This window comes from Thiomicrospira sp. WB1, assembly GCF_001507535.1.
In the GTDB taxonomy this organism is placed as follows: domain Bacteria; phylum Pseudomonadota; class Gammaproteobacteria; order Thiomicrospirales; family Thiomicrospiraceae; genus Hydrogenovibrio.
Map to the genome: position 1 here is coordinate 21758 of NZ_LQBN01000004.1, position 26175 is coordinate 47932.

At 56.9% G+C, this 26175-nt stretch carries 27 protein-coding genes; 11 read left to right on the forward strand and 16 right to left on the reverse strand.

Features of this window, described 5'->3' with window-relative positions:
• Window positions 1-28 precede the first annotated feature (28 nt).
• The 5 genes from AVO41_RS09360 to AVO41_RS09380 are packed head-to-tail and all read left to right on the forward strand — an operon-like array spanning window position 29 to window position 5787.
• A complete protein-coding gene (locus AVO41_RS09360) occupies window positions 29-2041 on the forward strand; it encodes a TonB-dependent siderophore receptor (protein ID WP_082676718.1) in 2013 nt (670 codons plus the stop codon).
• Between the two features lie 2 nt (window positions 2042-2043).
• A complete protein-coding gene (locus AVO41_RS09365) occupies window positions 2044-3090 on the forward strand; it encodes a ChuX/HutX family heme-like substrate-binding protein (protein ID WP_068586158.1) in 1047 nt (348 codons plus the stop codon).
• Window positions 3080-3982 carry a hemin ABC transporter substrate-binding protein gene (locus tag AVO41_RS09370; RefSeq protein ID WP_068586163.1) on the forward strand — a complete coding sequence of 301 codons (903 nt, stop codon included), beginning with the start codon at window positions 3080-3082 and terminating at the stop codon, window positions 3980-3982. The genes AVO41_RS09365 and AVO41_RS09370 overlap by 11 nt, the downstream gene beginning before the upstream one ends.
• Window positions 3979-5007, forward strand: coding sequence for an iron ABC transporter permease (locus AVO41_RS09375; RefSeq protein WP_068586167.1), 1029 nt, complete (start codon window positions 3979-3981; stop codon window positions 5005-5007). Before AVO41_RS09370 ends, AVO41_RS09375 begins: the two co-directional genes overlap by 4 nt.
• A gap of 9 nt (window positions 5008-5016) precedes the next feature.
• Window positions 5017-5787 (forward strand): heme ABC transporter ATP-binding protein, encoded by a 771-nt coding sequence (locus AVO41_RS09380; RefSeq protein ID WP_068586170.1) that lies wholly within the window; start codon window positions 5017-5019, stop codon window positions 5785-5787.
• A gap of 200 nt (window positions 5788-5987) precedes the next feature.
• On the opposite strand, the gene AVO41_RS09385 is transcribed toward AVO41_RS09380, so the two are convergent.
• The 3 genes from AVO41_RS09385 to sppA form a co-directional block, all read right to left on the reverse strand.
• Window positions 5988-8159: a TonB-dependent receptor domain-containing protein gene (locus tag AVO41_RS09385; protein ID WP_068586173.1), complete on the reverse strand. Its 2172-nt coding sequence runs from the start codon at window positions 8157-8159 to the stop codon at window positions 5988-5990.
• Window positions 8160-8247: 88 nt separating this feature from the next.
• Window positions 8248-8445: a hemin uptake protein HemP gene (locus tag AVO41_RS09390; RefSeq protein ID WP_068586176.1), complete on the reverse strand. Its 198-nt coding sequence runs from the start codon at window positions 8443-8445 to the stop codon at window positions 8248-8250.
• Between the two features lie 313 nt (window positions 8446-8758).
• Entirely contained in the window at window positions 8759-9799 is a 1041-nt protein-coding gene (gene sppA, locus AVO41_RS09395; protein ID WP_082676724.1) for a signal peptide peptidase SppA, read from the reverse strand.
• 282 nt (window positions 9800-10081) lie between these two features.
• On the opposite strand from sppA, the gene AVO41_RS09400 reads away from it, so the two are divergent.
• Window positions 10082-11380 carry a VCBS repeat-containing protein gene (locus AVO41_RS09400; protein ID WP_068586182.1) on the forward strand — a complete coding sequence of 433 codons (1299 nt, stop codon included), beginning with the start codon at window positions 10082-10084 and terminating at the stop codon, window positions 11378-11380.
• Between the two features lie 91 nt (window positions 11381-11471).
• Here AVO41_RS09400 and AVO41_RS09405 read toward each other — a convergent pair whose 3' ends face one another.
• Together AVO41_RS09405 and AVO41_RS09410 are read right to left on the reverse strand one after the other, a co-directional pair.
• Window positions 11472-12578, reverse strand: a complete 1107-nt coding sequence (locus AVO41_RS09405; protein WP_068586185.1) for a TRAP transporter substrate-binding protein — start codon at window positions 12576-12578, stop codon at window positions 11472-11474.
• 87 nt (window positions 12579-12665) lie between these two features.
• Window positions 12666-13034 carry a hypothetical protein gene (locus AVO41_RS09410; protein ID WP_068586188.1) on the reverse strand — a complete coding sequence of 123 codons (369 nt, stop codon included), beginning with the start codon at window positions 13032-13034 and terminating at the stop codon, window positions 12666-12668.
• Between the two features lie 238 nt (window positions 13035-13272).
• Here AVO41_RS09410 and AVO41_RS09415 point away from each other — a divergent pair, with 238 nt between their 5' ends.
• The 5 genes from AVO41_RS09415 to AVO41_RS09435 are packed head-to-tail and all read left to right on the forward strand — an operon-like array spanning window position 13273 to window position 16988.
• On the forward strand, window positions 13273-13458 hold the full coding sequence (locus AVO41_RS09415; RefSeq protein WP_068586191.1) for a DUF2256 domain-containing protein: 186 nt from the start codon (window positions 13273-13275) through the stop codon (window positions 13456-13458).
• Window positions 13451-14383 carry a GIY-YIG nuclease family protein gene (locus AVO41_RS09420; protein ID WP_068586194.1) on the forward strand — a complete coding sequence of 311 codons (933 nt, stop codon included), beginning with the start codon at window positions 13451-13453 and terminating at the stop codon, window positions 14381-14383. The genes AVO41_RS09415 and AVO41_RS09420 overlap by 8 nt, the downstream gene beginning before the upstream one ends.
• Window positions 14361-14834: a DUF3429 domain-containing protein gene (locus AVO41_RS09425; RefSeq protein WP_068586197.1), complete on the forward strand. Its 474-nt coding sequence runs from the start codon at window positions 14361-14363 to the stop codon at window positions 14832-14834. The genes AVO41_RS09420 and AVO41_RS09425 overlap by 23 nt, the downstream gene beginning before the upstream one ends.
• Window positions 14834-16426, forward strand: a complete 1593-nt coding sequence (locus AVO41_RS09430) for a cryptochrome/photolyase family protein (protein ID WP_068586199.1) — start codon at window positions 14834-14836, stop codon at window positions 16424-16426. Before AVO41_RS09425 ends, AVO41_RS09430 begins: the two co-directional genes overlap by 1 nt.
• Before the next feature lie 22 nt (window positions 16427-16448).
• Window positions 16449-16988 carry a lipocalin family protein gene (locus AVO41_RS09435; protein WP_068586202.1) on the forward strand — a complete coding sequence of 180 codons (540 nt, stop codon included), beginning with the start codon at window positions 16449-16451 and terminating at the stop codon, window positions 16986-16988.
• Window positions 16989-17009: 21 nt separating this feature from the next.
• On the opposite strand, the gene pdxH is transcribed toward AVO41_RS09435, so the two are convergent.
• From pdxH to AVO41_RS09490, 11 genes are all read right to left on the reverse strand, one after another.
• A complete protein-coding gene (pdxH, locus tag AVO41_RS09440; RefSeq protein ID WP_235584730.1) occupies window positions 17010-17690 on the reverse strand; it encodes a pyridoxamine 5'-phosphate oxidase in 681 nt (226 codons plus the stop codon).
• Window positions 17691-17903, reverse strand: a complete 213-nt coding sequence (locus AVO41_RS09445; RefSeq protein ID WP_068586204.1) for a CPXCG motif-containing cysteine-rich protein — start codon at window positions 17901-17903, stop codon at window positions 17691-17693. It lies immediately after the preceding gene.
• 2 nt (window positions 17904-17905) lie between these two features.
• Entirely contained in the window at window positions 17906-18895 is a 990-nt protein-coding gene (locus AVO41_RS09450) for an alpha/beta fold hydrolase (protein WP_068586207.1), read from the reverse strand.
• Window positions 18896-19059: 164 nt separating this feature from the next.
• The gene (locus tag AVO41_RS09455; protein ID WP_068586209.1) at window positions 19060-20826 is read right to left on the reverse strand and encodes a complex I subunit 5 family protein; all 1767 of its coding nucleotides are present in this window, start codon (window positions 20824-20826) and stop codon (window positions 19060-19062) included.
• Between the two features lie 5 nt (window positions 20827-20831).
• Entirely contained in the window at window positions 20832-22325 is a 1494-nt protein-coding gene (locus tag AVO41_RS09460) for a complex I subunit 5 family protein (RefSeq protein WP_068586213.1), read from the reverse strand.
• On the reverse strand, window positions 22322-23761 hold the full coding sequence (locus AVO41_RS09465; RefSeq protein ID WP_068586216.1) for a complex I subunit 5 family protein: 1440 nt from the start codon (window positions 23759-23761) through the stop codon (window positions 22322-22324). Before AVO41_RS09465 ends, AVO41_RS09460 begins: the two co-directional genes overlap by 4 nt.
• Window positions 23754-24062, reverse strand: coding sequence for an NADH-quinone oxidoreductase subunit K (locus AVO41_RS09470; RefSeq protein ID WP_068586218.1), 309 nt, complete (start codon window positions 24060-24062; stop codon window positions 23754-23756). The genes AVO41_RS09465 and AVO41_RS09470 overlap by 8 nt, the downstream gene beginning before the upstream one ends.
• Window positions 24059-24964, reverse strand: coding sequence for a hydrogenase subunit MbhD domain-containing protein (locus AVO41_RS09475; protein WP_068586220.1), 906 nt, complete (start codon window positions 24962-24964; stop codon window positions 24059-24061). Before AVO41_RS09475 ends, AVO41_RS09470 begins: the two co-directional genes overlap by 4 nt.
• Window positions 24961-25254, reverse strand: a complete 294-nt coding sequence (locus tag AVO41_RS09480; protein WP_068586222.1) for a monovalent cation/H(+) antiporter subunit G — start codon at window positions 25252-25254, stop codon at window positions 24961-24963. The genes AVO41_RS09475 and AVO41_RS09480 overlap by 4 nt, the downstream gene beginning before the upstream one ends.
• Window positions 25251-25517 carry a monovalent cation/H+ antiporter complex subunit F gene (locus tag AVO41_RS09485; protein WP_068586225.1) on the reverse strand — a complete coding sequence of 89 codons (267 nt, stop codon included), beginning with the start codon at window positions 25515-25517 and terminating at the stop codon, window positions 25251-25253. Before AVO41_RS09485 ends, AVO41_RS09480 begins: the two co-directional genes overlap by 4 nt.
• Window positions 25514-26029, reverse strand: coding sequence for a Na+/H+ antiporter subunit E (locus tag AVO41_RS09490; RefSeq protein WP_068586228.1), 516 nt, complete (start codon window positions 26027-26029; stop codon window positions 25514-25516). Before AVO41_RS09490 ends, AVO41_RS09485 begins: the two co-directional genes overlap by 4 nt.
• Between the last annotated feature and the right edge of the window lie 146 nt (window positions 26030-26175).

A 26175-nucleotide genomic window follows, 5' to 3' on the forward strand; every position in this document is an offset into this window, starting at 1 on the left:
CGCCTTACTTTTATCAGGAGATTGTTTCATGACAACGACGATTCGAACACTCACACCCCCTTTTCAACTCAAACCAGCAATGCAGGCCATGCTGATTGCCGGTGCCATCACCCTTCCGATGAAAGGCCACGCCGAAGCCGACACAACGCAAATCAAACCGGTGACGGTCACATCGACCAAAACCGAACGCCAGCTCAAAGACGTTCCCGTCCGCACAGAGGTGATCACTCAGGAAGACATTGAAAAAATGCATGCCAACAACCTAGCCGAAGTGTTGCGCTACACGCCCGGCATCCAGTTAGAGCCTAACTTAAAAAACGGTGAAAACGTCTGGATGCAGGGCTTTGATTCAGACCGGGTGCTGATTCTGATTGACGGTAACCCCGTGGCACCGTCTCTGGGTGCCAGTGTGGACGTCACCCAAATTGCCGTCGGTGACATCGAACGGGTAGAAATCTTAAAGGGGTCCACCTCAGCGCTTTATGGTACGTCGGCCATGGGCGGCGTCATCAACGTCATCACCTCGAACCCGGCGCCGGGAAACCGGGCCTCAATCGAGGTTTCCGGCGGCTCCTGGGGAGAACAGAACCTGGATGATGGACCGCTGGGTAAAAGCTATGGCAAAGTTTTATTAAGCACTCAAAAAAAGCGTTGGGGAGCTCAAGTCATTGCCGAAATCACCGATTCAGGCGGTTACACCACCGACAAAGATTCCCGTCAGACCGAAGGCTGGGAAGGTCAGAAAAAGAACCTATCAACCAAATTCAATACCACCTTTGACAACGGCCTCACGCTGACCCTCATGCCACGCTTGTATCAGGAAGACGTGCACAACATCATCAACAACTACGGCAACCTGGCTCAGAAACGAGATCAAACCGATTTGAAACAGGTCTCCATGGTCCTGGAATCGCCTTTTTTCGGAGACCACGGCTGGAAAATCCGAGCCATGCTAGACGATTATCAAAACACCTCCTACTCCGACACACTCAACACCACGGTTTTGGAACGGGAGCGCCAAACCAACACCCAGCGTAAGGAAATCGGCCTGCAATACGACTGGCTGGCGCACGCAGATCACCTGATCACTGTCGGACTGGATTTGAAACAGGATTGGATGAATGTGGAAAACATCAGCGATGAAACCACCCGAACCACCGAAGTGGATGATGAAACCTACACTTCCAAAGAGGTCTTCATTCAGGACAGCTGGATGATCAACAACCACCTTGAACTACTGCCCGGCGTACGGGTCAACCACGACAGCGATTTTGGCAGCCATGTTTCCCCAATGATCAATGGCATTTATCAGATCAAGGATAAAGTGCCGGGCCAGATCAACATCCGAGCAGGATTCGGCAAAGGCTACCGTGCCCCCACTCTGAAAGAGCGGTTTTACGTATTTGACCAAACCTTCTACAAGGTTCTGGGCAACGAAGATCTTGACCCGGAAACGTCGACCAGTTATCAGCTGGGTGCCGAATGGTTACTGCCCGAAAATGGTCGTTTGGGTGCCAACCTGTTTTACACACGGGCTCAAGATTTCATCCAGTCTGAAGTGGATCCTTCCACCGTCAATATGCCTTTCTACATGGGGGACTATGTCTACAAGAACGTCTCTGAAGTCAGCACCAAAGGCCTTGAATTCAATTTTAACCGTGCCCTGACGCCGTCACTAAAAACCAATGCAGCCTACACTTATATGGAAGCCAAAGACGAAGACACAGACAAATACCTAACACTTCGACCCAAGCATCAGGCCAACCTCGGGGTTGACTGGTTCATGACCGCCGACACCAGTCTAGCGCTGAAAATGAACTTCGAATCAAAACAATACGCCGACGCGGCGAATGAACAGGAATCCCCAAGCTTTTTCTCATGGGATCTGGCCTTCAACCAGGACCTGACAGACGACTGGTCCTGGTACGCGGGCATCGACAACCTGTCAGACGAACAGAGAGACTTTGCCGACAGCACCGATCAACGTCCCCTGGAAGGCCGATATGTGTATGCCGGCATCAAATGGGACTGGAAGGAGTAATCATGCAAACCAGACAACACGAACTTCTGAACAAAAAACAGGACCTGCAAGCGCTCACGCATGCCCCTCGGGCTCGTGAAGCGGCACAAACCCTCGGCGTAACCGAAGCCGAGTATCTGGCACTGGAACTGGGACAATCCGTGACGGCTGTCAAGATGGATGCGCTGGTGTCACTGTTTCAAAGTCTGCATTCCCTGGGTGAAGTCATGGCACTCACCCGTAACCGGGCGGTGGTTTTCGAGCATCATGGGGTCTACCGATCGCCGTCAATCAAACACAACAATCTGATGTTTCTGCCGCCAGCGATTGATTTACGCCTCAAGGTCAGTCAATGGCGCTACGGCTTTTTTGTCAGCCAGGGAGAGCGTCATAGTTTGCAGTTTTTCGATGAACGAGGTGTGGCCAGCCACAAAACCCACTTAACCAAAGCCTCAAACACGACTGCATTTCAGGCACTGACCAAACAATACGGTGAGGAAACCAAATATAAAGCACTGACTTTCCCGGCACCTGACCCATCCCTTACGCCACCTTCCCCGCCTCAAAAACTGGATTTGGTCCGTTTACGTCAGGACTGGCGCGACCTGACCAATGCCCATCAGGTCAACCCACTTCTCAAGCGTTACGGACTCACGCGACCTCAAGCCTATCATTGCCTAGGGGAAGACAGTCGACAGGTAACACCCGTCGCCCTGAAACCTTTTCTGGAAGAAACCGTAGCACAAGCGCTGCCCCTGCTTTTATTTGCCCCGAATGGCACCGCCACCCAAATCCATCATGGCACGCTGTCACAGTTCAAACAAATTGAACAGTGGTTAAACATTCTGGACCAACGTTTCCACATGCATGTCAATTTAAATGAAATTGACCAGGCCTGGATCGTGCAAAAACAAACGGGCGCACACCAGTCACAATGGACACTTGAGTTATTTGATGAAGCCCAAAACCCGATCATGATGGCTTATTTGCATCCCGATGCCACCGCTCAAAACCGTTTGCAATGGGAAAAGCTGATCCACACGCTTAAGGAGGTTGATCATGCGTTTTAATCACTCAGTCAAACACGCCACCCTGCTGTGGTTCGTCGCTTTATTCTGCCTGATCGTGCTGCTCTTCGGTTTCAGCCATAAAGCCAATGCCACCGATCGAATCGTTGCCATTGATGGCGCTGTCACCGAGATTATTTACGCACTGGATGAGGCTGACCGCCTGGTAGGACGCGACACCACCAGCACCTACCCGCCGGAAGCAGAGTCTCTGCCTGATGTCGGCTACATGCGTCAGTTATCCGCCGAGGGCATTCTTTCACTCAAACCAAACCTGATCATTGCAACCGAAGACGCGCGTCCCATTCGTGTTCTGACTCAGCTCAAACAGGCGGGGATCACCGTGCATACCCTCAATAATGATTATTCGGCCAAAGGCACACGCCACAAAATCCAACAAGTGGCCGGGATACTCGGGGCAGAACAGGCCGGAGAACGCGTGATTCAGCAATTCGATCAACAGCTCAGCCAGGCACGCAACCAAGCACTGGCACAACGCCAGAAAGAGGGGCCTCAACAGGCCATATTCCTGCTCAACATTCGCGGGGGCAATATGATGGCAGCGGGGCGTGAAACCCGGGCCGATACTCTGATGAAACTGGCCGGACTGGAAAACCCGGCCCGTGACGCATTTAAAAGTTACAAACCTCTTAGCGCGGAAGCCGCCATTGATTTCAATCCCGACGTGATCATCACCTTTGCACACACGCTGGAAGCCATGGGGGGAAAACAAGCCCTGCTGAACCACCCAGCCATTCGATTGACTCAAGCGGGACGCCAACAGAACCTGGTCGTCATTGAGGGGGCCGATCTGAATTTCGGCCCACACCTGGGTCAGGCAGTCCAAACCCTTTCACAGAAAGTTCGTACCCGACAAGGTAATGAGGCATCATGAAGCCACTGCCACCCGTTGCCACACTGATTGTTCTGTTTTTCGGCCTGCTAGGGCTCAGTGCATTGTCACTTTCTGTCGGAGCCATGTCGGTCCCCACTCAGGACCTGCTCCAGGTTCTGATGGGCCAGGCATCGGACGCCCAGACTCAAATTCTGTTGTTTGAAATCCGTGTCCCTCGCTTGCTTCTGGGCCTTCTGGTCGGCGCGGCGCTTGCCATCTCCGGTGCGGCCATGCAGGGACTGTTCCGAAACCCTCTGGCCGACCCGGGGTTGGTGGGCGTTTCATCCGGCGCCGCTTTGGCGGCTGTGACCGTGATTGTACTGGGGCAAACGTTTCTGGCTCAGTGGACTCAGGCACTGGGCTATTTTGCTCTCCCATTGGCCGCCTTTCTCGGAGGCCTGGTCGTCACCTGGCTGATTTACCTCATTTCAACCCGAAACGGACGCACCGATGTAGCGCTGATGCTATTGAGCGGCATCGCCATCAATGCCATTGCTGGCGCCCTGACCGGCGTTCTGACCTATGTCGCCGACGATGCACAGCTGCGAACACTGACCTTCTGGACAATGGGATCCATTGCCAGTGCGTCCTGGACTGATCTGGCAATGGTCGCCCTGCCTATTGTGGTTACCCTCGGTTTGTTTCCACTGTATGCCCGAGGCCTCAATGCTTTTCTGATGGGAGAAAACGTCTCCGCTCACATCGGCATTGCGGTCAAACGGCTCAAATGGGTCACGATCACACTGACGGCGCTGGCCGTGGGAGCCGCCGTCTCAGTCAGCGGCGTCATCGGTTTTGTCGGCCTGGTCGCCCCACACATTGTCCGCCTGATTCTAGGGCCAGACCATCGGTGGGTGCTGCCCGGCAGTGCCTTGATGGGAGCCGCCCTCGTGGTGGCTTCCGACATGCTCGCACGCAGTCTCATCGCCCCGGCGGAACTGCCTATCGGCATCATCATGTCCGCTCTGGGTGGCCCTTTCTTTTTATGGTTATTGATTCAACGCCGTTCACGCGTTGGCTTATAGGAGAATTCAATGCTGGAGATTCAACAATTGAGCATTCACATCCAGGAACGCGCCCTGATACAAGACGTCTCACTCAGACTTCACCCTGGCGAAATCATTGCGCTGCTGGGTCCCAACGGCGCCGGTAAATCCACCTTGCTCAAAAGTGCCAGTGGTGATTACGAACAGGCAAGGAGCCATGTATGGTTCAACGGGATCAAGTTGTCTGAATTGAATCAGCGATCCCTGGCACAAGAGCGAGCCGTCATGCCTCAAAGTATCCACCTGGATTTTCCGTTCAAGGTGCGCGAAGTGGTGGAAATGGGATTATTGCAAACCCTTGACGCATCCAGTCGTCCGGACTGCATCCGACAAGCGTTGGACTGGTTTGATATGGCCGACCACGCCGAACGCAATTATCTGACCCTATCAGGCGGTGAACAACAACGGGTGCAGTTGGCTCGCGTTCTGGGACAGATCCTGTTTCAAACGCATGATCGCCCCCGATTCCTGCTTCTGGATGAGTGCACGGCCAGCCTGGACATCACTCACCAACACCAGGTCTTTCAGCAATTGACCCGTCTGGCACGACCGCACAATGTCGGCGTCCTAGCCGTCCTGCACGACATCAATCTCGCTGCTCAGTACGCCGACACCGGTGTCTTAATGCGAGAAGGACGCATTCGTCATCATGGACCCATCAATAAAATGATGACAGAACAGGCCATCGAAGAAACCTATGATTTCCCTGTCACTTGTTTACGCCACCCAAAGGGTTGGCCATTGATCATTCCTGCCTGATCATGCATTAAAACACCACAGATAGACAACATTCAAAAAACACTCAATCCAGCCCCCTTACGCCATGCATGGCTCAGTGCCATTCTTGGTCGTTTCTATCTCAATGCAAACAAAAAACCGGTGACAAGCATTCGCTTGCCACCGGTCAAAGGGTCTGCCGCATAAGCGGCAAACCGGAACGTCACATGAAAATTGCGTGATCAGAAATCCATTTTGTAACCCACGGTGATGGTACGGGGCATGCCACCGCGGACACCGGCTGGACGACGGGCGGTCATGTATTCCTCATCAAGCAGGTTATCCACTTTCAGATAGGCTGCACCATCTTTGGTCACATTGTATTGCCCGGTCAGGTCAAACACGGTATGGCTGTCGATCTTCTCATCGCTGGGAATCGATCCACTGCCCGCTTGCGTGCGCATCTCATCCAGATATTTCGCCGACAGAAATGCCTGCCAGTCTGTCTTCACAATCCCGGCACTCAGATACAACTGGTGCGGTGCCAGATAAGACATTTTGTCGCCTTTTTCCACCTCGCCCCAGAAACCATCACTGAACGATGATCCGAACTCGGCATCGGTATAGGTGTAGGTTGCCATCAACGGGTAACGGGTTCCGACCTGTTCCAATACATAATGAACGCTGGCTTCCAGCCCCTGAACGGTCACTTTACCGGCATTGTGCTGATCGCCAATGTCGCAGCCACTGCCTGTGGCGGCGGTGCACTCACCCAACAGGTTGTCGAAATCGTTATAGAAACCGATCACTTCGGCACCCAGATTGGCCGCCTGGTAACGCGCACCCAGTTCGTAATTGACACTGTCCTCTTTGTCCGCGTCATTGTCGCCCGGCCCGGCTGGCGCAAAGCCTTTGTGAATGCCTGCCAGCACTTGCCACTGGTCATTGATCTGGTAGGTCACGCCCGCGCCAGGCACCCAGGCGGTGATGCTGTTTTTCTTAACCGCGTCTTTGCTGTCTCGTCCGGTGCCAGCATATTCAACCCGCTCGGTATCAATGGTTTCAAAACGCAAACCGCCCTGAAAACCCCATTTGCCATAGGCGACCTGATCGTGGACAAACGCGGAGAAGGCTTTGGCACTCTCGATGCGATTGGAATCACTGCCCGGTTCACCACGGCTGTTCAACGTCATCTTGCCATCGGCGCTCATGCTGTATTCGTCCACCCACTGGAAGCGGTCCATTTCATCCTGGTGATAGCGCGCGCCCACAGTGAGTTTATGCTGCGCCTCACCGGTATTGAAACGTACACCCAAAGCGGACTGAACGCCTTCGGAGGTGTAATCACGATTATTGGCTTTCACATCCACCGTGCCTGCCTGCTCACCTTTGGTCACCGCCAATGCAGTGGCATTGCCGGACGGATCGGACAGAATATCGCTGATACTCGTCCCATCCACTTTGTCGGTCTTGTACCAGTTACGGTGAAACTGATGGTGATACACGGTGGTATCCAGCTCCAGCATCTCGCTCAACTCGATGTAATGATTCACACTGACCGATTTATGGTCATTATTCATCACATCTTCCTGCGCTGCGGCATAGCGACGGTATGGATCACGGTCAAAATCGGCTTCGGTCAGCCCAAGGTAAGACATGTGCGAGGTCTCATCGGCATAACCCAGCTTGATGTTCAATTCCTGATAACGCTCGGCATCCGGCCCCGAATTGATGCGAAATTTGGCCATAAAATCGTTTTTATCAAACCCGGTGTCACCGCCACCGTCCTGATCTTTGAACCCGTCGGAGCCGTAACGCAAACCTTCGATCAGGGCACCAAAGGTTTCGGTGGCCGCGCCATAGTGACCGTGCAATTTGTAATTACCAAACTGCCCGCCACTGACATCCATGCCACCCGCCTCTTTAAACGGAATCGGTCGCGTGATCATATTAACGGCCCCGGCCAGCGTGCGCGGTCCATATTGCACCATGCCCGGCCCTTTGGTCACTTCCACCGCATGAATGCGCGGTGCGGAAGGGAAGTAATACGCCGCCGGCGAAGCATAAGGCGCCGGTGCAATCAAAACCCCGTCTTCCATCAGCGTGATGTTGCTGCTTCGACTGACCCCACTGCCGCGAATCCCGATATTGGGGCGCAGACCAAAGCCTTCCTCTTCCTGCACATTGACGCCCGGCACTTCACGCAGAATGCGGTGGATATCGGTGTATTCATTCTGCTCCAGACGTTCGTTGTCCAGATACTGAACTGAACCGGCTTTGGCGGCCACATCAGCAGCCGAGCCGACGATCGAAATCTGGCTCAGGCGTTCGGTTTCAGCCTGAGTGGTTGCGGAGATGGCCATACCGATCAGTGCGGCCAGGGTTTTCTTACGAATATGACAAGGTTTTTGCATTTTTCTTCCTTTCATCACAAGGGTTGTCAGATTCGCAACGTGGCTGGCTTGGCAAAAACCTGGCTGGCTGAGTTGCTTGGTGGGTAGGTTATTTAGTCAGGATCAATTTATTTTCCTTGGTGCGGCGCAACCAATATCGCTGACCCGCATGTTCAATGGCGACCGTCTGTGCGTCACCCAACAGGGTTTTAGAACGCCAGACATCGGGAAGCGATAATGAGCCATTCCACGGCTGCGCTGCACCGTGAGCTGATCGCTCATCCGACAGCTGTTCGTTCTTATTCATCGTTTCACCCTCCGGCTAAAAATTAGCCGCTTACTTTAATAAACCGGACTACTTATGTCAACGATAATAAGACTGGTTATTATTTGTATATGCATTAGTGCATAAAAAAACCGGTGACAGAGCCTGCCTGCCACCGGTCAAGGTTTACTTAGGAGGATATGAGAACCGCAGTTCTCGAAGAAAACGACGGAGTGATCCGCTCCCTCATGGACAGACGCATCAGCGAGCGGAAATTAAACCGTTATCTTGAAGACCATTCTATTTTACGATAATAGAAATAGCAACCATTATTATTTACAAAATCAAATCTTTTTCAGAAAGCCTCTTCGGCCCAGTACAAATAATAATGACCGGGCTTCAACCACCGCTGCCCCAGCCTCAGATCCGGTAGGAGTGTCAACGACGGGGCATACGGCGTTGTCATCCCGGGGCTGTAACGATTGGCATTCGGATTGGTTTCAAACCGGTACGCCACTGTGTTACACCCAGAGGCGCCACCCAGTTTGCACGCTCGCGCCAAAGTTTCCGGTAAATAAGACACCGCATCCACCAACCCGATTGAAGCGGCCTCCTGCCCCAGATAGACGCGCGCTGTTTTGACAGCGTCAAGCGCTTCCGGTGACAGAGAGCGTCGAGCCTTCACCAGCCCATAAAAACGTGTGGCCATCTGATCGATCAGCGCCTGCCAATAGGCATCATCCTCGGGCTGATGAGCCCGAAAGGGCGAGCCCACATCTTTTTTCTCTCCACTCTTATGGGTGTGCACGGTGACGCCGAGTTTTTCCGTCAGTCCGGTCACGTCCGCAGTCAGACTGATCACCCCCACCGACCCGGTCAAGGTGGTGGGGTGCGCATAAATTTCATCCGCGGCCAGAGCAACGTAATACCCGCCGGAGGCAGCAACGTTCATCATCTGAACCACCAGTTTCTTGCCGGTCTTAATACGAAAACGCTGCAGTTCGCGATACAGCACATCACTGGCGGTCACGCCCCCGCCCGGTGAATTGATGCGCAGCACCACCGCCACCACGTCCGGGTCCTGCTCGGCTTTGCGAAGCTGCATCATCACCCGGTCGATCAGGCCTGGGCGCTGACGCAAAAGCCCGGAATCCGGCTCATTGGCAATCATGCCATCAATGGACACCAGCAACACCTTCTTGCTGGCGCCTTCACGCGTTTCCACGGTCTGTTCTTTAAGGGGTTCATCCGTGCCACCCCCCAACTGAATGCTGACGCAGCCGCTCAACACCAGAATCAATCCACTCAAAATCCCGGTTTTTACCAGGCCTGGTAAAAACGCTTGCCGCCATGAAACGCCTTGCGCACCCAGCATCCGCTTCTCCTTCATTGCCATTCATTGCTTTGCTCCGCCGCGCTGGCGCGGCACCTTGAACGGTCAGTTTACCACCGAGAAGACTCAGGCTTTTTAACTTTTGGCCGTTAACCCAGATAGCGCCCACATCAAAAAAGAATCCAAAAAAGGATCCCTGATCCTCGCTCTAATACAGATCGGAGCGGGCAAAAAAGAGGCGCACAACGTTGCACAGACCAGAAACGCAATGTGTTCTCCCGTTCGCTTTGTCGCAAAGCCGGACGATTAAACAAGGGAAGTTGTTTAATTCAATCGGAGACACCTATGATCATCCAATCCGCCGCGATTCAATTCGCACAAAAACACACCGCTCAACAGCTGCTTGAGCAACAGTCACAACAACGCACGCAAATTCGAAGCAACGACCCGGCACCGGAAGGCCCCAGACGTCTGGTGGTACAGACGCAGAATCAATTTGACTACCGGCAGGCGCATCACGAGCGCTTCCAGAGTGTTTCAGAGGTGCAGGGTTCGGATGGGCGCACTCAAGAGTTCCGCCACCATCAGGCGCTGGAGGCGATGACACAGTTGCATCTGTCCGGTCAACAGGCGCAGGTGGCCGCCCTCCGTGCCTTCCCCGTCAGCAATCCCGATGACACCAGAGGAGAAGGCATCACCCTGAGCGGTGACGTGCAATTTGAACTGACCCACCAGATGCGCCTGCAGCAGTCGGAAAGCAGCCAGATGGCAGCAAAAGGCCAAATCACGCTGGAAGACGGCCGGCAAATTCGCTTTGACCTTTTCATGCAACACCAGACCCGAACCGACCTACAGGCTACCAGCCACGCAGAGCTGTCACTGGCCACCTTTCAGGACCCGCTCGTGATCAATTTTGGCACCGAACGCACCCGCCTGACCGATCAGGTGTTTGAGTTCGATCTGAACGGGGACGGTGAAACCCAATCTCTGGCCGGACTCGGCCACGGCAGTGGCTATCTGGCATTGGACCTTAATGGCGATGGCACAATTAACGATGGTTCGGAACTGTTTGGCCCGCAAAGTGGCAATGGTTTTAACGACCTCGCCGTCCATGATGCTGACGGCAATGGCTGGATCGATGAAAACGATCCCATTTTTGACCAGCTCAAACTCTGGATGCCGCAACAGGGATCAAACGGCGGCGCCCTGACCAGCCTTTCCGAAAAAGGCGTCGGGGCCATTTATCTGGAACAGGCCGCCCAGACACGCACGCATTTCGGGCATGCCGGCGAAACCCTCGGGCGCACGCATGCCGGAAGCATCGTGGTCATGGAAAACGGCGATGTCCGCACAGCCGAGGCGATTGATCTGGCAGATCGACACACCGAAGCCGCAGGGCCGTTTGCTGGCGTGAGTCAGAAGCTGGAAGAGATGGCCGCCGCGTTCAATGAGCGCCAACGTCAATGGGAAGAACGCTTCGGCGCCTTATGGCAGACACCTCAGGGTCACCAGGCCGTGAATCAGGCTCAAGACAAGGCACAAGAGACCAAAGCGTTTTTCGACAAGCTGCAAGCGCAGATCGAAGAAATTGTGGCCCAACGCAAGGCGATGCTGGAGCGTGTACAACAACGTTATCAGCATTGACCTCAATCTGTTTCAGACACAAAAAAGCGCCAAAAGGCGCTTTGATTGAGGGCAAATCCTGAGAGAACGCCCGTGCATGAAACCGAATGGTTTAGAGGTTACGAGCACGCATGTAAGCATACTCGGATTCATTGGTCCAGTGCGTCACCTGCTCGGTGAAGGCCTTTTGCGAAGCCCAGACACGCCCGGCCAATTCATCGCTGGCCGCCAGCTCTTCCACCACGGTTTCGGAGACGGCTTTCAGTTCGCGCAGTACCGAATCCGGAAAGTGGCGCAACTCAACGCCGTGTTCGTCCACCAGTGTCTGCAACGCCCGCTGGTTCTGTGCGGTGTATTCACTCAACATTTCCAGCGTCACCACTTTCATGGCGTTGCGCACAATCGCCTGCAAGTCGGCTGGCAAGGCGTTAAACGCCTCGGCATTGATCATGCACTCCATAGACGTGCCCGGCTCATGCCAACCGGGGGTGTAATAGTATTTGGCCGCTTTGTAAATGCCAAAAGCCAAGTCATTGTACGGCCCCACCCATTCGGTCGCATCCAGCGCACCGGACTGCATCGATGGAAAAATTTCCCCGCCGGGCAGAGAAACCGGGATGCCGCCGACACGCTCAAACACCTCCCCACCCAAACCGGGAATGCGCATCTTCAGCCCTTTCATGTCTTCCAGCGTATTAATTTCTTTATTGAACCAGCCGCCCATTTGGGTGCCGGCATTGCCCGCCGGGTTTGGGATCAGGTTGAACGGCGCATACGCTTCCTCCCACAATTCCAACCCGCCGCCGTGATACAGCCAACTGTTCATTTCCGACGGGGTCAGGCCAAAGGGCACCGACGAGAAAAAGGGCGCAGCGGGAATTTTACCTTTCCAGTAATAGGCCCCGGCATGGCCGAGCTGCGCATTGCCGCGCGAGACCGCATCAAACACCTCAAACGCACTGACCATCTCGCCCGCCCCATACACTTTGACATGGATGCGCCCGCCGCTCATGGTATTGATCAGTTCGGCCACCCGATTGGCGCCGGTGCCCAGGCCCGGAAAATTCTTGGGCCAGGTGGTGACCATTTTCCACTCCACCGTCTTCATCGGCGTGACACTGGCCGGAGCCTCGGCCTGCTTGTCACCGCAAGCACTCAAAGAAGTGACCGCACCGGCTCCGGCCAGCGCACCAATAAAATCGCGTCGGTTTAAACTCATACATTGCCTCTTGGATTCAAAACTCGGCTCGCATCAAGCCTGAAATACGCTTATTTTGCCATGCGAACGGTCATTTGTCTGCCGGTTTTAGCGACGGGCTTCCACCTCATGTTCACGCATCAGGCCTGTGTACAACTGTTCGAGCTTTTTCGCTTCATGGGGCAGAATGCTCTCAACCCGCAAACAATACAGGAAGCCGTCGTTCACTATTTGGCGGCTATGAACCACCATTTTGGGGATGTAGACCGTCTGACCCTCGACCTGAAGGTAACAGTCTTTGATTTTCTGATTACGCTTAAAATCAAATTCGCCCGGCTGACCAGGCGCACAGAGCACTCCGGCGCCTTCGCGACAGAGCAACTTGCCTTTCCATACCCGCTCCTTGTGATGAAAACTGAACGGGTGCGGAATCGGCGGCGATTCAAACGGATTTTTGGAGGAAGAACCGTAAAACATTTCAGAGTGCCGTGCTGATTTATGTATAATTATTGCATATATATTGTCTAGCCAAGAAAACGGCGTTGTGCGCCCTTGATTGTAAACAACCGTTGGCATCAATCAAGTGAAATTTTGACGATCAGGCAAATCGGTTTTCCCTGACAAAATAAAGGGTTAATGCCGCCCAACAGCCCAAACTCCGTTGACCCGGAGGGTCGGCCAACTGACTTTTCTTGCTCTGCATAGGAGGATTCACATGACCCACACACCGCCAGCGGATCGCCCAAGCAAACGCTGCCCGGTCTGCGAACGTCCCTTTCAGTGGCGAAAAAAATGGGCCCGAGACTGGGATCAGGTGCGCTATTGCTCCAAACGCTGCCGCCGGCAGGCCAAGCGACTGCGTCGCCCCTGTCTGCAACACGTCGCCGCCATTTATGGCTAAGCGCGAACCCGTTCATGCGCCCCGTCAGTGGCCGCCATACCTTGACCCGGACGGCATCGCCGCGCTTCCGGATACGCCGGGGGTGTATTGCTTTTACAGCCCCAGCGGCCAACTGCTCTATGTGGGCAAATCCGTGCGCATCAAAACCCGCGTACTCAGTCATTTGAGTCCGAGCAGCGACCAGGCAGCCGACCGCAAATTACGTCAGACCTTGGCCCGGGTCGAATGCATCGAAACGCCAGGCGACTTCAGTGCCCAACTTCTGGAAAGCCGATTGATTAAAGAACGTTTTCCGCTCTATAACCGCCGTTTAAAAAAAGCACAGACCCTGTTTCAATGGCAACGGCATTTCGATCAACAAGGCTATGCCCGCCTGCGCATCCAGGCGGTCACGACCTCACAACCGGACTGGCAGGCATACGGGTTGTTTCGGAGCAAACATCAGGCCGCCAAACAATTGCAGTCGCTGGTTGAGTCCCATCAGCTCTGTCAGCGTTTGTGCGGTCTGGAAACCCTGCGCAAAGGAGCCTGTTTTGCCCACCAGTTAAAACAGTGTCGAGGCGCTTGTTGCGGCCGGGAAGGCCCGGATGCTTACAATGCGCGCCTGGATTCAGCGCTGTCGCACTATCGTCATCAGGTCTGGCCCTGGCAGGGACCGGTTCTAATCCACGAAGCCAATGATTCCGAGACGGTGCACTGGGTTGACCAGTGGGTTTATTATGGCCAGTATGGTCTGGAAGAGGCCAAAAACGGCGTTTCAAATGCCACCTTTGACCTGGACACCTACAAAATCCTTGTGCGGTTTTTGCTGACCCCGGAGCGCCGCGAGGCCGCCGGACTGACGCTTACCCCCCTGGCACCCGACACTGACCCGGGCAACCTTCGACCGTTAGGAGAAACGTATGCGACCCCATCTCACCGGTAATCACTGGCTAAAACCTCTGGGCTATGCTGGACTGCTTCCGTTTATCCTTCTCAGCCTGGCGCTGTGGTGGCCGGCCCCTTATCTGCCTGCGGACCTTCTCGCCCAGGCTCTGCTCACCTACAGCGCATTGATTTTCAGTTTTTTGAGTGGCCTGCTGTGGTTCGGCAGTTTTGTTCTGGGCCAGCACAGCCGCCAACAGGCGTCCCAGATGCTATGGCTCAGCATTGTGGCCATGCCCTGGAGTTGGAGCTGGTTTTTATGGAACCATTTTGCCCCCGGCCTGACGTTTCTGGCAGCGGGTTTGTCGTATGTCCTGCTTTGGGCTTATGAGCGCGAAACCCTGGCCCACATCTACCCGCAAGGCTTCTTTGTTTTGCGCACCCATCTCACATTCGCCGCAGCCCTCAGCCTCTGGCTGGCCGGCGTGGCGATGCTTTGGGGCGGCGTGTGATGGCGCAAGCAGCTCTAGCGGCACAAGGCACCACGCTGGGACTGATTTTCGGCGACCAGCTCGACCCGCGTAGCGCACTGTTTGAAGAACTCGACCCGAACAGGGATGTGCTGTGGATGGCCGAGGTACACTCAGAGCAGACCCACTCATCCAGAATGCGCAGTCTGGTGTGCCTGACGGCCATGCGTCATTTTCGTGACCGACTGACGCCGAACTGGTCGCTGGATTACACCGAGCTGAGTGAACAGGTCGACATCTTTGAAACCGCATTGCAGCAGGCCATCGACCGTCATCGTCCGCAAAGGCTTTGTGCCGTCCTGCCCGGCGATCAAGCCCTGCATCGTCGTCTTCAAAGGTTGGCGGCGTCACAAAACCTGCCCATACAATGGTTGCCCGACACCCACTTCATCAGCCGCCCAGGAGAATTCCGTCAGTGGTTACAGGGACGCAAGGTGCCGCGCATGGAGCACTGGTATCGCTATTTGCGTAAAGACCGCAACCTATTAATGCAGACCAACGGCCAGCCCCTCGGCGATCAGTGGAACTTTGACAAAGCCAACCGCAAAGCCTTTGGCAAAGATGGCCCCGATCCTCTGCCGTCGCCACAGTCCTTCCCCATGGATGCGATCAGCAAAAGCGTGATCGCCGACTTAAAACACGTCTGTCCGACACAGCCCGGGCACGAACCACAAGCCGAAGCCTTGCCCTGGCCCGTCACGCCGGAGCAGGCACAGGTGGCTCTGGACGACTTCATCCGCCACCGCCTGCCTTGGTTTGGTGACTATCAGGATGCCATCTGGCTGGGCGAACCCTGGCTGTATCACGCCCGTTTATCAAGCGCGCTCAACCTGAAACTGCTGTCCCCCCTGCAGGCGATCCAAGCCGCTGAAAACGCCTACCACTCGGGCAATGCGCCTTTGAATGCGGTCGAAGGGTTTATTCGTCAGATTCTGGGGTGGCGCGAATACATCCGCGGGCTTTACTGGTCACATCGTGCGCTCTGGCAATCGCTCACACACACCGATGATCCGGGAGCACTCAACGCCACCGCCGACCTGCCTGATCTTTACTGGCATGGTCGCACGCACATGGCGTGTCTCCAGGATGCCCTGCAGCCGGTCCTCACGCATGGCTATGGTCATCACATCCAACGACTGATGGTCACTGGCCTGTTTGCCCTGCTCTGGGGCGTCCAGCCGCGTCAGATTCATCAATGGTATGGCGCCATGTACGTGGACGCGGTGGACTGGGTGGAGGTGCCCAATACGCTGGGCATGAGCCAATACGCCGATGGCGGGCTGGTCGGCTCCAAGCCCTACATCGCCAGCGGCGCCTACATTGATCGCATGAGCAATGCGTGCCAACATTGTCGCTACCGCCCCAAACTCGCGGTCGACAATCCAGCCAAAAACCACCAGGCCTGCCCTTTCACCACGCTCTACTGGGACTTTGTTGCCCGTCACGAATCGCTTTTGGCACAAAATCCGCGTCTGGGCATGCAGGTCAAAAACTGGCAACGCAAAACCGCCACGGAACAAACCGCCATCCGAACGCAGGCACAGTCGCTGCGCCAACACCCAAATAACCTTTAAGCACAACCAGAAAGGAGAGGTAATGCCTTCACAACGACCCACCCACTTTTTACCAGGCCTGGTGATGTTGATCTCACTGCTGCTCAGCGGCTGTACGCAATTGCCCAAGGGCGTCACCCCGATCAAGGATTTTGAACTGACGCGCTATCTGGGCACCTGGCATGAGATTGCGCGCCTGGACCACAGTTTTGAAAACGACCTGATGCAGGTCACAGCCACTTATTCCCTGCGCGAGGACGGCGGCGTGCGGGTGCTCAACCGGGGCTGGAACACGGTGGAAAAACAATGGGAAGAGGCCGAAGGCAAAGCTTATTTTGTCGAAACACCGGATGTCGGGCGGTTGAAGGTCTCGTTTTTCGGTCCCTTTTATGGTGGTTACAACATTCACAAACTCAGTCCCGATTACGACATGGCCCTGGTCATCGGCCCATCCAAAGACTATGCCTGGCTGCTGGCGCGGTCGCAACAACCGCCCGCCGCTCAATGCGAACGGTTTTTGAAAGCTGCGGACCAGCTGGGCATCGCCCGCGACGACTGGATTGAAGTGAATGCGTGTGGCTGAAAACTGCAGCGCCGATGGTTGTCAGGGCGCCAGCCGTTGTTTTAACCAGGCCTGGTTATTTTTCGGGTCCCGGCGGTATTCAATCCGGTCATGCAGACGGTTGTCGCCGCCCTGCCAGAACTCCATCACTTCCGGCACCACGCGGTAGCCGCCCCAGAAATCCGGGAACGGGATCTTGCCGCGTTTGAACTTGTCTTTCAGACGGGCAAATTCGCTCAACAACACCTCTTTGGAAGAAATCACCTCGCTCTGCGCACTGACCCAGGCGCCCAACTGACTGCCTTCCGGGCGCGATGTAAAATACGACATGGATTCTTTGGCGGGAATTTTTTTCGCCCGGCCCTGAATCTTGACCTGACGTTCCAGCGGCAACCAGTTAAAGTGCAAGGCCACCTGATCATTTTCTGCCATGTCCTTCGCCTTCTGACTGCCGTAGTTGGTAAAAAAGACAAACCCGTGATCGAATTTTTTCAGCAGCACCGTGCGCGTTGACGGCTGACCCGACGCATCCACGGTCGCCAGAATCATCGCATTGGGTTCCAGCAATTGGGCTTCCTGCGCCTGCGCAAACCAAGTCTCAAACTGCTTCATCGGGTCGGCGTCGGTGTTGCTTTCATCCAACCCGCCTTTCAGATAGCGCCGACGCAAATGCCCCAGATCCAAGCCCGGTGCGTATTCGCTCTGGCCGCTTTGCTCACTCATTCATTCCTCCTCGTTGACCCTGACGTGCAGCGTGTCCTGTTCCGACACCAACTCAAATAAAATCGGATGACAACAAATAAAACAATCTTCCACAAACGAAACCGACGTTTCACCCTCGTCCAGCTGTTCGATCATGGCCGGGTCCAAAACCAGCTCAAACGATTCCCAGCAGTGCGGACACTGAACCATTTGGCTTTGCAAAGCCATCAACATGCTTACCTCCCCGCCAGAGCGTCAAGCAGGGCCGGATAAAACGCCGCCGCATTTTCCACCCAGGGAAAATGCGCGCATCCTTCCAGAACTGTCACCGAATCCAGCTGCATTTGATCGGTCATCCGTTGCAGATTGGTGGGCATAAAATAATCCTGCTTGCATTCAATGAAATCCACCCGCCTTGACTCAGCCGCTTGCCAGCGACGAATCCAGTCATAAGAAATGGGCTTGGCACTATACGCCTGCCAGGCGGCAATGTTCAAGGTAGGGCGAAAATCCCGGGCGCTGAATTGTGCGGCATAACGCCGCCCCTCTGCCACGTCTTCAAAATAGGTGGGCAGGGCCTGTTGCAATTGCCGCCGGGCCAGTGCTTCCTCGCTCAGGGTCTCTGTTGTCGTGTCTGCCCAGTCATCGGTGACGGTGTTCAGTCCGTGGGCACGCTGACGCTGATCAATTGCCTCGGCCAACCCCTGCATGGCTTTGCGCTCCGGGTCCACCGGATTAAGCAACACCCACTGGCGCACTGCCTCTGGGTACGCCCGCGTATACAGCATTGCCATCAGCGCCCCCCAGGAATGCCCCACCAGAACCAAGGGGCCACCGCCTTGCGCCTCATGCCAGGCACGGATCTGTGCCACCCATTTCTTTAGCGGTTTATCCGCCACCGATGGCAACAGCTGGACGTTTTCACCCACACCAGCCATGTCCATCACCGCCACGCGCCAACCGGCCTGTGCCAGCCGCTTTTGAATCGGCTGCAGATTCCAACTGGAAAACCCCGGACCGCCGCCCAGCAACAGCACCGTGACCGTCTCGTTCGACGGCGCGTTCGCCGTCGCGGGCAACAGATGATACGCCACCGATGTCGCCGTCCCCGGCCAATCGAAGGTCCGCGCAGGGGTTTCATACCCAGCGCGGCAAAGCGAGCTACCCAACAGCCAAATCAGCCCCACGGCCAATGCAAGCGGGGCAAAACCGGACGCGATTTTCATACCACTCCTCTCATTCAGTCTCGCCTTCGACACAACTGATATAAATATATTACATTTTATATACAAAAACAATTCAGGGCCTTTGCCAGCGCCAGCAACAAGGGAACAAAACGAAACCGTACAGAGAACACCGTCGGCGTGAAGGTCGCAGATGCGTGGCCGTTTCAACCAACCCAGAAGGTCAGCCGATCCAGCGCAAACGGAGACATCAGAAGCCAGGCCAATATCAGCACCAGTGCCATCATCGCGCCCATCAGCCAGGCCCATTCCGATTGGGCATTACGCCCAGCTTTCGCCGAGCGGGTGTGCCAGCGACTGAACCAGCAAGCGACTCGCCCATACCAGGTTTGCAGGCGACGAGGCCAGCTTTGCTGCCAGTGATGCCAGCGTAGATGACCTTGATGCAAAGGGCGCGCCAGTAAATGCCACAGCCATTCATACCACACCAACACATCGCCCGGGGCCACCGCCGGACCGCGCAGACGCAACCGATGCCAGACCCACAGCAATAAAACCGCCACGAACAAAGGGGTCAAACCACTCAACCAGGACGGGGCATAGCCGACGCCCCACGCCTGAATCTGCCAGACAAACCATCCCCAGGCCGTGGCGATGCCTAACCACCAGCTCAGCCAGACCCAAGGGTTCAGACCCGCTCGATCCGGCGCATCCTGCACCGGGCGCAGCGTGTCAAGCGTCCGCAGCACCATCAAAAAGCGTCCCATCAGCAAGGCCGTTGCCAAGGCCCCCAACCAGAGACCAACGCCGCTCACCTGATGCGCCACACCCGCCGCCTGCACTTTCAAAGCGGTTTTCACCCAGTCGCCGCTGCTCAAAGGCACCCCGGCCAGCGCCAGCGCCAGCAGTCCCACCCCCAGCCAGGTGGCAGTACGTTGCCAACCCGGCATTTGGGATTGGGCCTTGAGCCATCCCACGCTTAGAAACAACCCCGACTTCACCAGAGCGTGATGCAGCGCAAACGCACTCAACCAGAGCATGCCGACCTCAGGCGCCCCCATCTGCCAGACCCAGCCCAGCCCCCAGATCAACCATCCCATCTGACTGATACTGGAATAGGCCAGCAGGGTTTTGGGGTCAGTCTGCATCACCCCGAACACAGCGCCATAGAGCATGGTCAACAGACCTAGCCAGAGCATCGCTTGCGGCCAATGAGTTTCAACCAGAACCTGACCGGGCAACAGCAACCACCAACCGATCACCCCCGCCTTGATCATGACCCCGGACAGCACTGCGCTGGCCGGCACTGGGGCCGCCGGATGCGCCAAAGGCAACCAGACATGCAACAACGGCACCCCGGCCTTAATCGCCAGTCCCAGCCACAGACACAGCAACACCCAGTCCGTTCCGGGGAGGGCCTGCCAGTCGGCGAGGCGCAGCGTGCCGGTTTCCGCCGCTCGCGCCACCACGCCCACAAACAGCACCAATTCCCCTATCAGCGCCAGCACCAGATACCAGCGACCGGCACGAAGGGCTTTGGGCGTGCCCTCATGCATTACCAACCCCCAGGCACTGATGCTCATCAGACTGAACCCTAAATAAAAGCTCACCGCATCCCCCGCCAGCACCCAAAGCAGGCTGCCCGACAGACTCAGCAGGAAAAACACCGCGTAACGCGCCCGGTTGCACGCCACCATCACCTCAGAGTGCAGTGCCGCCAACGTCCAGACCGCGAGCGTCAATCCCAGCCAGGCATGCGACAGAGCATCCAACCGCCAATGCGCCCCGAGCAACCAAAATGACCAGGCCTGGTGCCAGTCCAGCGGTGTGGCCGTCCAGGCAAGCCCCCACAGCGACCATCCCGGCAGCAAGGCGATCACCAACAATGACCCCGACCCTTTGCGCACAGCGGGCAGCGCCAACAAAGCCGCCAGCAACAAAGGCCAGATCCAAAGCGTGCTGAAAAGATGCATGCCACTCACAACGCAAACTCCCGCTTGACCAACCACTGCACCCAGCCGAGACTGGTCACATTCAGCCCCGCCAATACGCCAAGCAACACCACCAGGGACGCCGTCACCAGTGGCGGAAACAGCAACAGAGCATGGGTTTCAAACACACGGCTCAACCTCTGCGCCTGCGGCCACTGAGCCGGCGGCGATTCAAACCAGGCGCGGTACAGCAATGGCAAAAAATAAGCCGCATTCAGCAAACCGGAAACCAACAGCACCGCCAACACCCAGTTGGCTTCGGCCTCCCAGGCTCCCAGCCCCAAGTACCATTTGCTCACAAACCCCGCCAGTGGCGGAAAACCAATCATGCCCAGCGCACCCAGAGTAAACGCCGCCGTAGTCCAGGGCATGCGCCGCCCCACACCGGAAAGTTCCGACACCTTGTGCACCCCGAGGGTTTCGGCATAATTGCCCGCTGCCAGAAAGAGTGTGATTTTCATCACCCCCTGATGCACGATGTGAATCAGGCCGCCAATCGCCCCCAACGGTCCGGCCAAGGCCACCCCAAGGGCCACATACGACACCTGGCTGACCGTGGAAAATGCCAGCCGTTTTTTGAGATCACTTTCAAACAATGCACGCCAGGACCCATACACAATGGTCAGTGCCGCCAAGCCCAACAGCAGATCCGCCATCCCGAGGTCAGCCGCAAACTCGATTCCGAACACCTCAAACATCACCCGAACAATGCCAAACGCCCCGGCCTTCACCACCGCCACCGCATGCAACAAGGCACTGACCGGTGCCGGGGCCACCATCGCCCGTGGCAGCCAACCGTGCAAGGGCACCAGCGCCGCCTTGACCCCAAGCCCGATCAGCAACAACACAAACACCGCCCACAACCAGACCTGGGCCACATCCGCGTCAGACACATAGCCGCCCGGCACAAATTCGGGCGTGCCCACCAGCGCATGCAACGTGACCGCCCCCAGCAACAGCACACTGCCGCTGACCAGGGTATAACGCAAATACACCCGTCCGGCAGCCAGCGCCTGCGGCGTGCCCCGATGCACCACCAGCGGCCAGGTGGCCAGGGTAAGCAGCTCATAAAACACCACAAAGGTAAACAAATTGGCCGACATCGCCACCCCGGCGGTGGCGCTGACACACAAGCTAAAAAAACCGAAAAAGCGAGAGCGATGCGGCGAATGCTCCAGATAGCCGATCGCATAGAGCGTGGTCAGCAGCCACAGCACCGCCGATAAGATCAAAAACAGTCCGGCAAGCGCATCCACCTTAAGCGACAGGGTCAGTCCCGGCAACAGCGGCAGTTGCCAGTGGTAACTTTCCCCGGCATAGAGCCCCAGCAACAAAAGCCCGACCAATTGCAACTTGACCAGCGCCGCGCCCACATTCAATAAGCTGCGCAGGGTCCGCCGGGTTTCGGGAATAAAGAAAATCACCAGGCCTGGTAACGCCGAAGTCATCAGTACCAGCCACGGCCAAATGCTCTGACTCATGCCCCCGCCTCCCAGTACCAGTAGCCACCCAGCGCACCCAACACACTCAAAGCGGACAAGATGAGCGCCACCGCATCCAGACGAGTCGGGACCGTCTGCAACGGCGCCTGTGGCGTCAGGGGTTCAGCTCCGTGTCCGGTCGAAAGCCCCAGATTCAATACCCGCCAGCCATACGCCAGCGTCAGCAAACTTCCCAGCAGCGACACCGCCAGCCAGAGCCAGGCCTGCAACTCCCACGCCAGCGAAAGCAGCCACCACTTGCCCAAAAAGCCCATGCTCAAGGGCAGCCCTGCCAGACTCACCACCGCCAGCGCCATGGCAAACACACTCAGGGGCGAACGTTGCAGCGCCACGCCCAAACCAGCCAACCGGGTCTCGCCAGCTCGCTTTTGCACCGTACCGGCCGCCAGAAACCATCCCGCCTTGGCCAGCGCATGCGCCGCCACCAACCAGACCCAGCCCCGCCAGAGTGTTTCGGTCAGCCCGTCAGAATCTCTGGTCGTCGCCTCAACCATCAAGGCCAACGCCAGCACCAACACGCCCACCTGGGCCACGGTGGACCAGGCCACCAAGGGTTTGAGCGCCGGGGTGCGAAACGCCTGATAGCCGCCCCAGAAAATCGCCACCGTGCCCAACAGCGCCAGGACCCATCCGGCCTGACTGTCTGGCTGAGAGGTGAGCGGCGCAAACAGGTCCAACCAGAGACGCAACAGACCATACAACCCCGCCTTGATCACCAGCGCCGACAAGACGGCGCTCACCACCGTTTGCGCCTTGGCATGGGCTTGCGGCAACCAACCGTGCAAAGGAAACACCGCGGCCTTGGCCATTAACCCCAGCGTCATCACCGCCAGCGCCAGAGCCGTGATGCCGTCCCCCTGCATGGCGTCACGCAGCAACAGCATATCCAGTACACCATAACGGCCATAAAGCAACGCCACCCCAAGCAGAAACAGCATGGAACCGGTCAGACTCACCAACAGATACCGAAACGCCGCCCGCGTCGCTGCCGGTCCCGGCGTCAATGCCACCAGCGCCACCGCCGCCACGCTCAAAAGCTCCAGAGTCACATAAAAATGAAACACATCCGCCGTCAGAAGCAGCGCATTCATGGCGGCCCAGACACCAAGCCACAGTCCCCAGAAAGCAGAAGGCAGAGAGCGATCCCACCAGGCATAAAGACTGCTCAAACCGCCGACCCAGGCCACCAGAGCGATCATAAACTGAGACACCCCGTCCAGACGCCAGCTCAAGCCCAAAGGCGGCAGCCAGCCTCCCAGTGCCACCGACTGCGGGGCCCAGGTCAGCACCCAGGTGCCGAAAAACACCCCGCCCAGCACCCCGGGCAGTGCGGCCCAGCGCACCGGCATCACCAGCGTCAGGGCGCCCCAAAGCAGCGGCCACACCACCAGCGCCGCCAATCCCCACTCAGTCATGCAGAGCCTCTTGGTCCGACCTCTTCTCTGCCTGACGCGCTTCAACCGCCAGACGCCGAATCAATGCCAGCCCCAACGCCAAGGTACTGATGGCCACCACAATCCCGGTCAATACCAGTGCCTGCGGCACGGCATCGGCCGGCGTATGTCTGGTCGCCAGTGCCAGCAACAGCATAAACACGCCGGCGCCCATCACATTCACCGCCAGCAACTGCTGCAGAACATGGCCGGCCCGGGCCAGTCCGTAAAAACCGATCAGCACCACGCCCAGCGCGCCATACAGATACACCACCTCGTTCATGCACGCCTCCCTTTGATGCCGGGCAAACTGGCCAGCACCATGGACGCCAGCAACAGACCGATGCTCAGCGCCGCAGCGCTTTCAATCAACAAAATCAACCCCGTAGCCTGATCGGGCCGGTAGCCCATGAAACCAATCCCCTGAACCAGGCCGAGCAACCCCACCAAAAAGAAAACCATCACGCCACCAAGCCACCCCAGCCGCACACTCCATCGGCGCGGGTCCAGCCCCGGCAAATCCGCCAACCACAACATCAGCCAGGCCGCCGCCAGCACCGCACCGCTCTGGAAGGCCCCACCCGGCGCCGAACTGCCCCGCCAGAGCACATACACCGCCACCAGCCCCATCAGGGGCAACAGCGCTTTGACCGCCGTGGCCAGCACACGCCCCTGAACGGGATGAAACGACGTGTCCGGGCTTTCGCCCAAAGCTCGCTGAGCCATCCAGGCCCAAAGCAACACCGCCAGTTCCAGGGCTGTGTCCAACGCGCGAAAATTGAGTAGCACCGCCGTGACCGGATGGCTGACCCCAGCCTCAGGCAAATGCGTGTTGACCCAGGGCATCAAACTGACCGGCGTGGACAAAATCGAGCCGATGGCCCAAAGCAGCGTCACGCCGAACAGTCCCCACAGCCCCCACCAAAGCCAATGCAAAGGCTGCGGGCGCACGGCCTGCGCCGGCAACTGGCGCAGGGTTGCCAACAGCAACGCGCCTGCCAGCCCCGCACCGATGGCCGCCTCGGCCAGCGCTGCATCCGGCGCCTGAAGTCTGGCCCACGCCAGCGCGACCAGCATGCCCAGCGCCACGAACACCACCACCGCTTCCATCAGCTCTATGGCGTGTACGCATCGCCACGCCAACCCCAGAATCAGCCCCACCAGCATCAGATCCAGCCAGATCATGGATCACGCCTCTGCGCACAAAGACTCTGTCCGATCAGGTGACTGACCAGCGCCGCACTCACCAGCGCCAGCGACCAGATCAACACAAGCTTCAAAGCCACCGCCACCGCCGGGGCCTGCAGAGCCAGCCCCATCACCACCAGCCCCAGTCCCAACGTATCGGCCTTGGTCAAGGCATGCAAACGGTTAATGCTGGGCGAAAAGCGCAACAACCCCACTGTGCCAGCCACAAAAAACATCAACCCCAGCGTGATCAATCCGGCCCCCAACCAAGCGATTAAAGCCGTCATTTTCCTGGCCCTCGCCAGTCCGGCCGCAGACGCACAAATGCCACCCCGGTCACCGCCGCCAACAGTGCCAGCACCAACCCCACATCACGCAATCCCGGCGCCTGATAGGCATGCGCCGCCACCAGCAGCAGCGCCACACCTGCCGTGCCCACCAACTGAGCCGCCATCAGACGGTCCGCCGCCTGAGAGGCCCAGAACAAACGCACCAACCCCAGTACCATGGTCAGCATCAACCCCGCCATCACGATCTGATAAAACATCATGCGTCACACTCCCCCGCCAAACGCTGCAAATACCACTCCAACCGTTGCAGCGCTGGCAACACCGTCATCGCCTGATCCAATACGTGCACGCGAACCCGGTCGGCCTCCACCCCCACAGCCAGTGTGCCCGGCATCAGCCCGATCAGCCCGATCCAGACACTGCGAGCCCAAGGGGTTGTCAGCGTCAACCGATAATCCAGAAAACACGCCTCAAGCGCCGGGCGCGGCCGCAGGGCCCTCATCGCCACATCCAAACCGCCCTGAAAGGCCTCAACCAGGTAAAAAAACACCAGGCCTGGTAAAAATTGCCAGTGCAACCGTCCGAGCCCCCCCTGTCTCAACACCCAGACCGTCAACGCCGCACTGGTGCCCGCGCCCCACAATCGGCCCGAAGACGCCCCTTCTGTCAGAGCCCACCAAGCCAGCATTAACAGCAACCAGATCCCAACGCTCTGGACCATCACACGCCAGGCCTGGGTCGCATAACGCCTTCGGTTGGATTGCGTTTTCATCCGATTCACTGCCCCCGCATTCGGTTTTCTCTGCTTGTTTTATACCAATTAAAACGCACCCTCACAAGGCTTAATCCACGGGTGCTCTCATTCTAAAAATGCCGATGAAATCAAACGTTTTTTTATATAGAATAAGAGACACACTA

Bases quoted from the DNA above. Each gene is read 5' to 3' on its own strand.
- pdxH (WP_235584730.1), bottom strand. From the start codon at position 17,690: ATGAGTGAGCAAAGCGGCCAGAGCGAATACGCACCGGGCTTGGATCTG.
- AVO41_RS09475 (WP_068586220.1), bottom strand. From the start codon at position 24,964: ATGATCTGGCTGGATCTGATGCTGGTGGGGCTGATTCTGGGGTTGGCG.
- AVO41_RS09425 (WP_068586197.1), top strand. From the start codon at position 14,361: ATGCGACCCCATCTCACCGGTAATCACTGGCTAAAACCTCTGGGCTAT.
- AVO41_RS09390 (WP_068586176.1), bottom strand. From the start codon at position 8,445: ATGAATAAGAACGAACAGCTGTCGGATGAGCGATCAGCTCACGGTGCA.
- AVO41_RS09435 (WP_068586202.1), top strand. From the start codon at position 16,449: ATGCCTTCACAACGACCCACCCACTTTTTACCAGGCCTGGTGATGTTG.
- AVO41_RS09420 (WP_068586194.1), top strand. From the start codon at position 13,451: ATGGCTAAGCGCGAACCCGTTCATGCGCCCCGTCAGTGGCCGCCATAC.
- AVO41_RS09430 (WP_068586199.1), top strand. From the start codon at position 14,834: ATGGCGCAAGCAGCTCTAGCGGCACAAGGCACCACGCTGGGACTGATT.
- AVO41_RS09405 (WP_068586185.1), bottom strand. From the start codon at position 12,578: ATGAGTTTAAACCGACGCGATTTTATTGGTGCGCTGGCCGGAGCCGGT.
- AVO41_RS09410 (WP_068586188.1), bottom strand. From the start codon at position 13,034: ATGTTTTACGGTTCTTCCTCCAAAAATCCGTTTGAATCGCCGCCGATT.
- AVO41_RS09360 (WP_082676718.1), top strand. From the start codon at position 29: ATGACAACGACGATTCGAACACTCACACCCCCTTTTCAACTCAAACCA.
- AVO41_RS09365 (WP_068586158.1), top strand. From the start codon at position 2,044: ATGCAAACCAGACAACACGAACTTCTGAACAAAAAACAGGACCTGCAA.
- AVO41_RS09375 (WP_068586167.1), top strand. From the start codon at position 3,979: ATGAAGCCACTGCCACCCGTTGCCACACTGATTGTTCTGTTTTTCGGC.
- AVO41_RS09455 (WP_068586209.1), bottom strand. From the start codon at position 20,826: ATGCATCTTTTCAGCACGCTTTGGATCTGGCCTTTGTTGCTGGCGGCT.
- AVO41_RS09415 (WP_068586191.1), top strand. From the start codon at position 13,273: ATGACCCACACACCGCCAGCGGATCGCCCAAGCAAACGCTGCCCGGTC.
- AVO41_RS09485 (WP_068586225.1), bottom strand. From the start codon at position 25,517: ATGATGTTTTATCAGATCGTGATGGCGGGGTTGATGCTGACCATGGTA.
- AVO41_RS09450 (WP_068586207.1), bottom strand. From the start codon at position 18,895: ATGAAAATCGCGTCCGGTTTTGCCCCGCTTGCATTGGCCGTGGGGCTG.
- AVO41_RS09460 (WP_068586213.1), bottom strand. From the start codon at position 22,325: ATGAGTCAGAGCATTTGGCCGTGGCTGGTACTGATGACTTCGGCGTTA.
- AVO41_RS09470 (WP_068586218.1), bottom strand. From the start codon at position 24,062: ATGAACGAGGTGGTGTATCTGTATGGCGCGCTGGGCGTGGTGCTGATC.
- AVO41_RS09490 (WP_068586228.1), bottom strand. From the start codon at position 26,029: ATGAAAACGCAATCCAACCGAAGGCGTTATGCGACCCAGGCCTGGCGT.
- AVO41_RS09465 (WP_068586216.1), bottom strand. From the start codon at position 23,761: ATGACTGAGTGGGGATTGGCGGCGCTGGTGGTGTGGCCGCTGCTTTGG.
- AVO41_RS09370 (WP_068586163.1), top strand. From the start codon at position 3,080: ATGCGTTTTAATCACTCAGTCAAACACGCCACCCTGCTGTGGTTCGTC.
- sppA (WP_082676724.1), bottom strand. From the start codon at position 9,799: ATGGCAATGAAGGAGAAGCGGATGCTGGGTGCGCAAGGCGTTTCATGG.
- AVO41_RS09445 (WP_068586204.1), bottom strand. From the start codon at position 17,903: ATGTTGATGGCTTTGCAAAGCCAAATGGTTCAGTGTCCGCACTGCTGG.
- AVO41_RS09380 (WP_068586170.1), top strand. From the start codon at position 5,017: ATGCTGGAGATTCAACAATTGAGCATTCACATCCAGGAACGCGCCCTG.
- AVO41_RS09400 (WP_068586182.1), top strand. From the start codon at position 10,082: ATGATCATCCAATCCGCCGCGATTCAATTCGCACAAAAACACACCGCT.
- AVO41_RS09385 (WP_068586173.1), bottom strand. From the start codon at position 8,159: ATGCAAAAACCTTGTCATATTCGTAAGAAAACCCTGGCCGCACTGATC.
- AVO41_RS09480 (WP_068586222.1), bottom strand. From the start codon at position 25,254: ATGACGGCTTTAATCGCTTGGTTGGGGGCCGGATTGATCACGCTGGGG.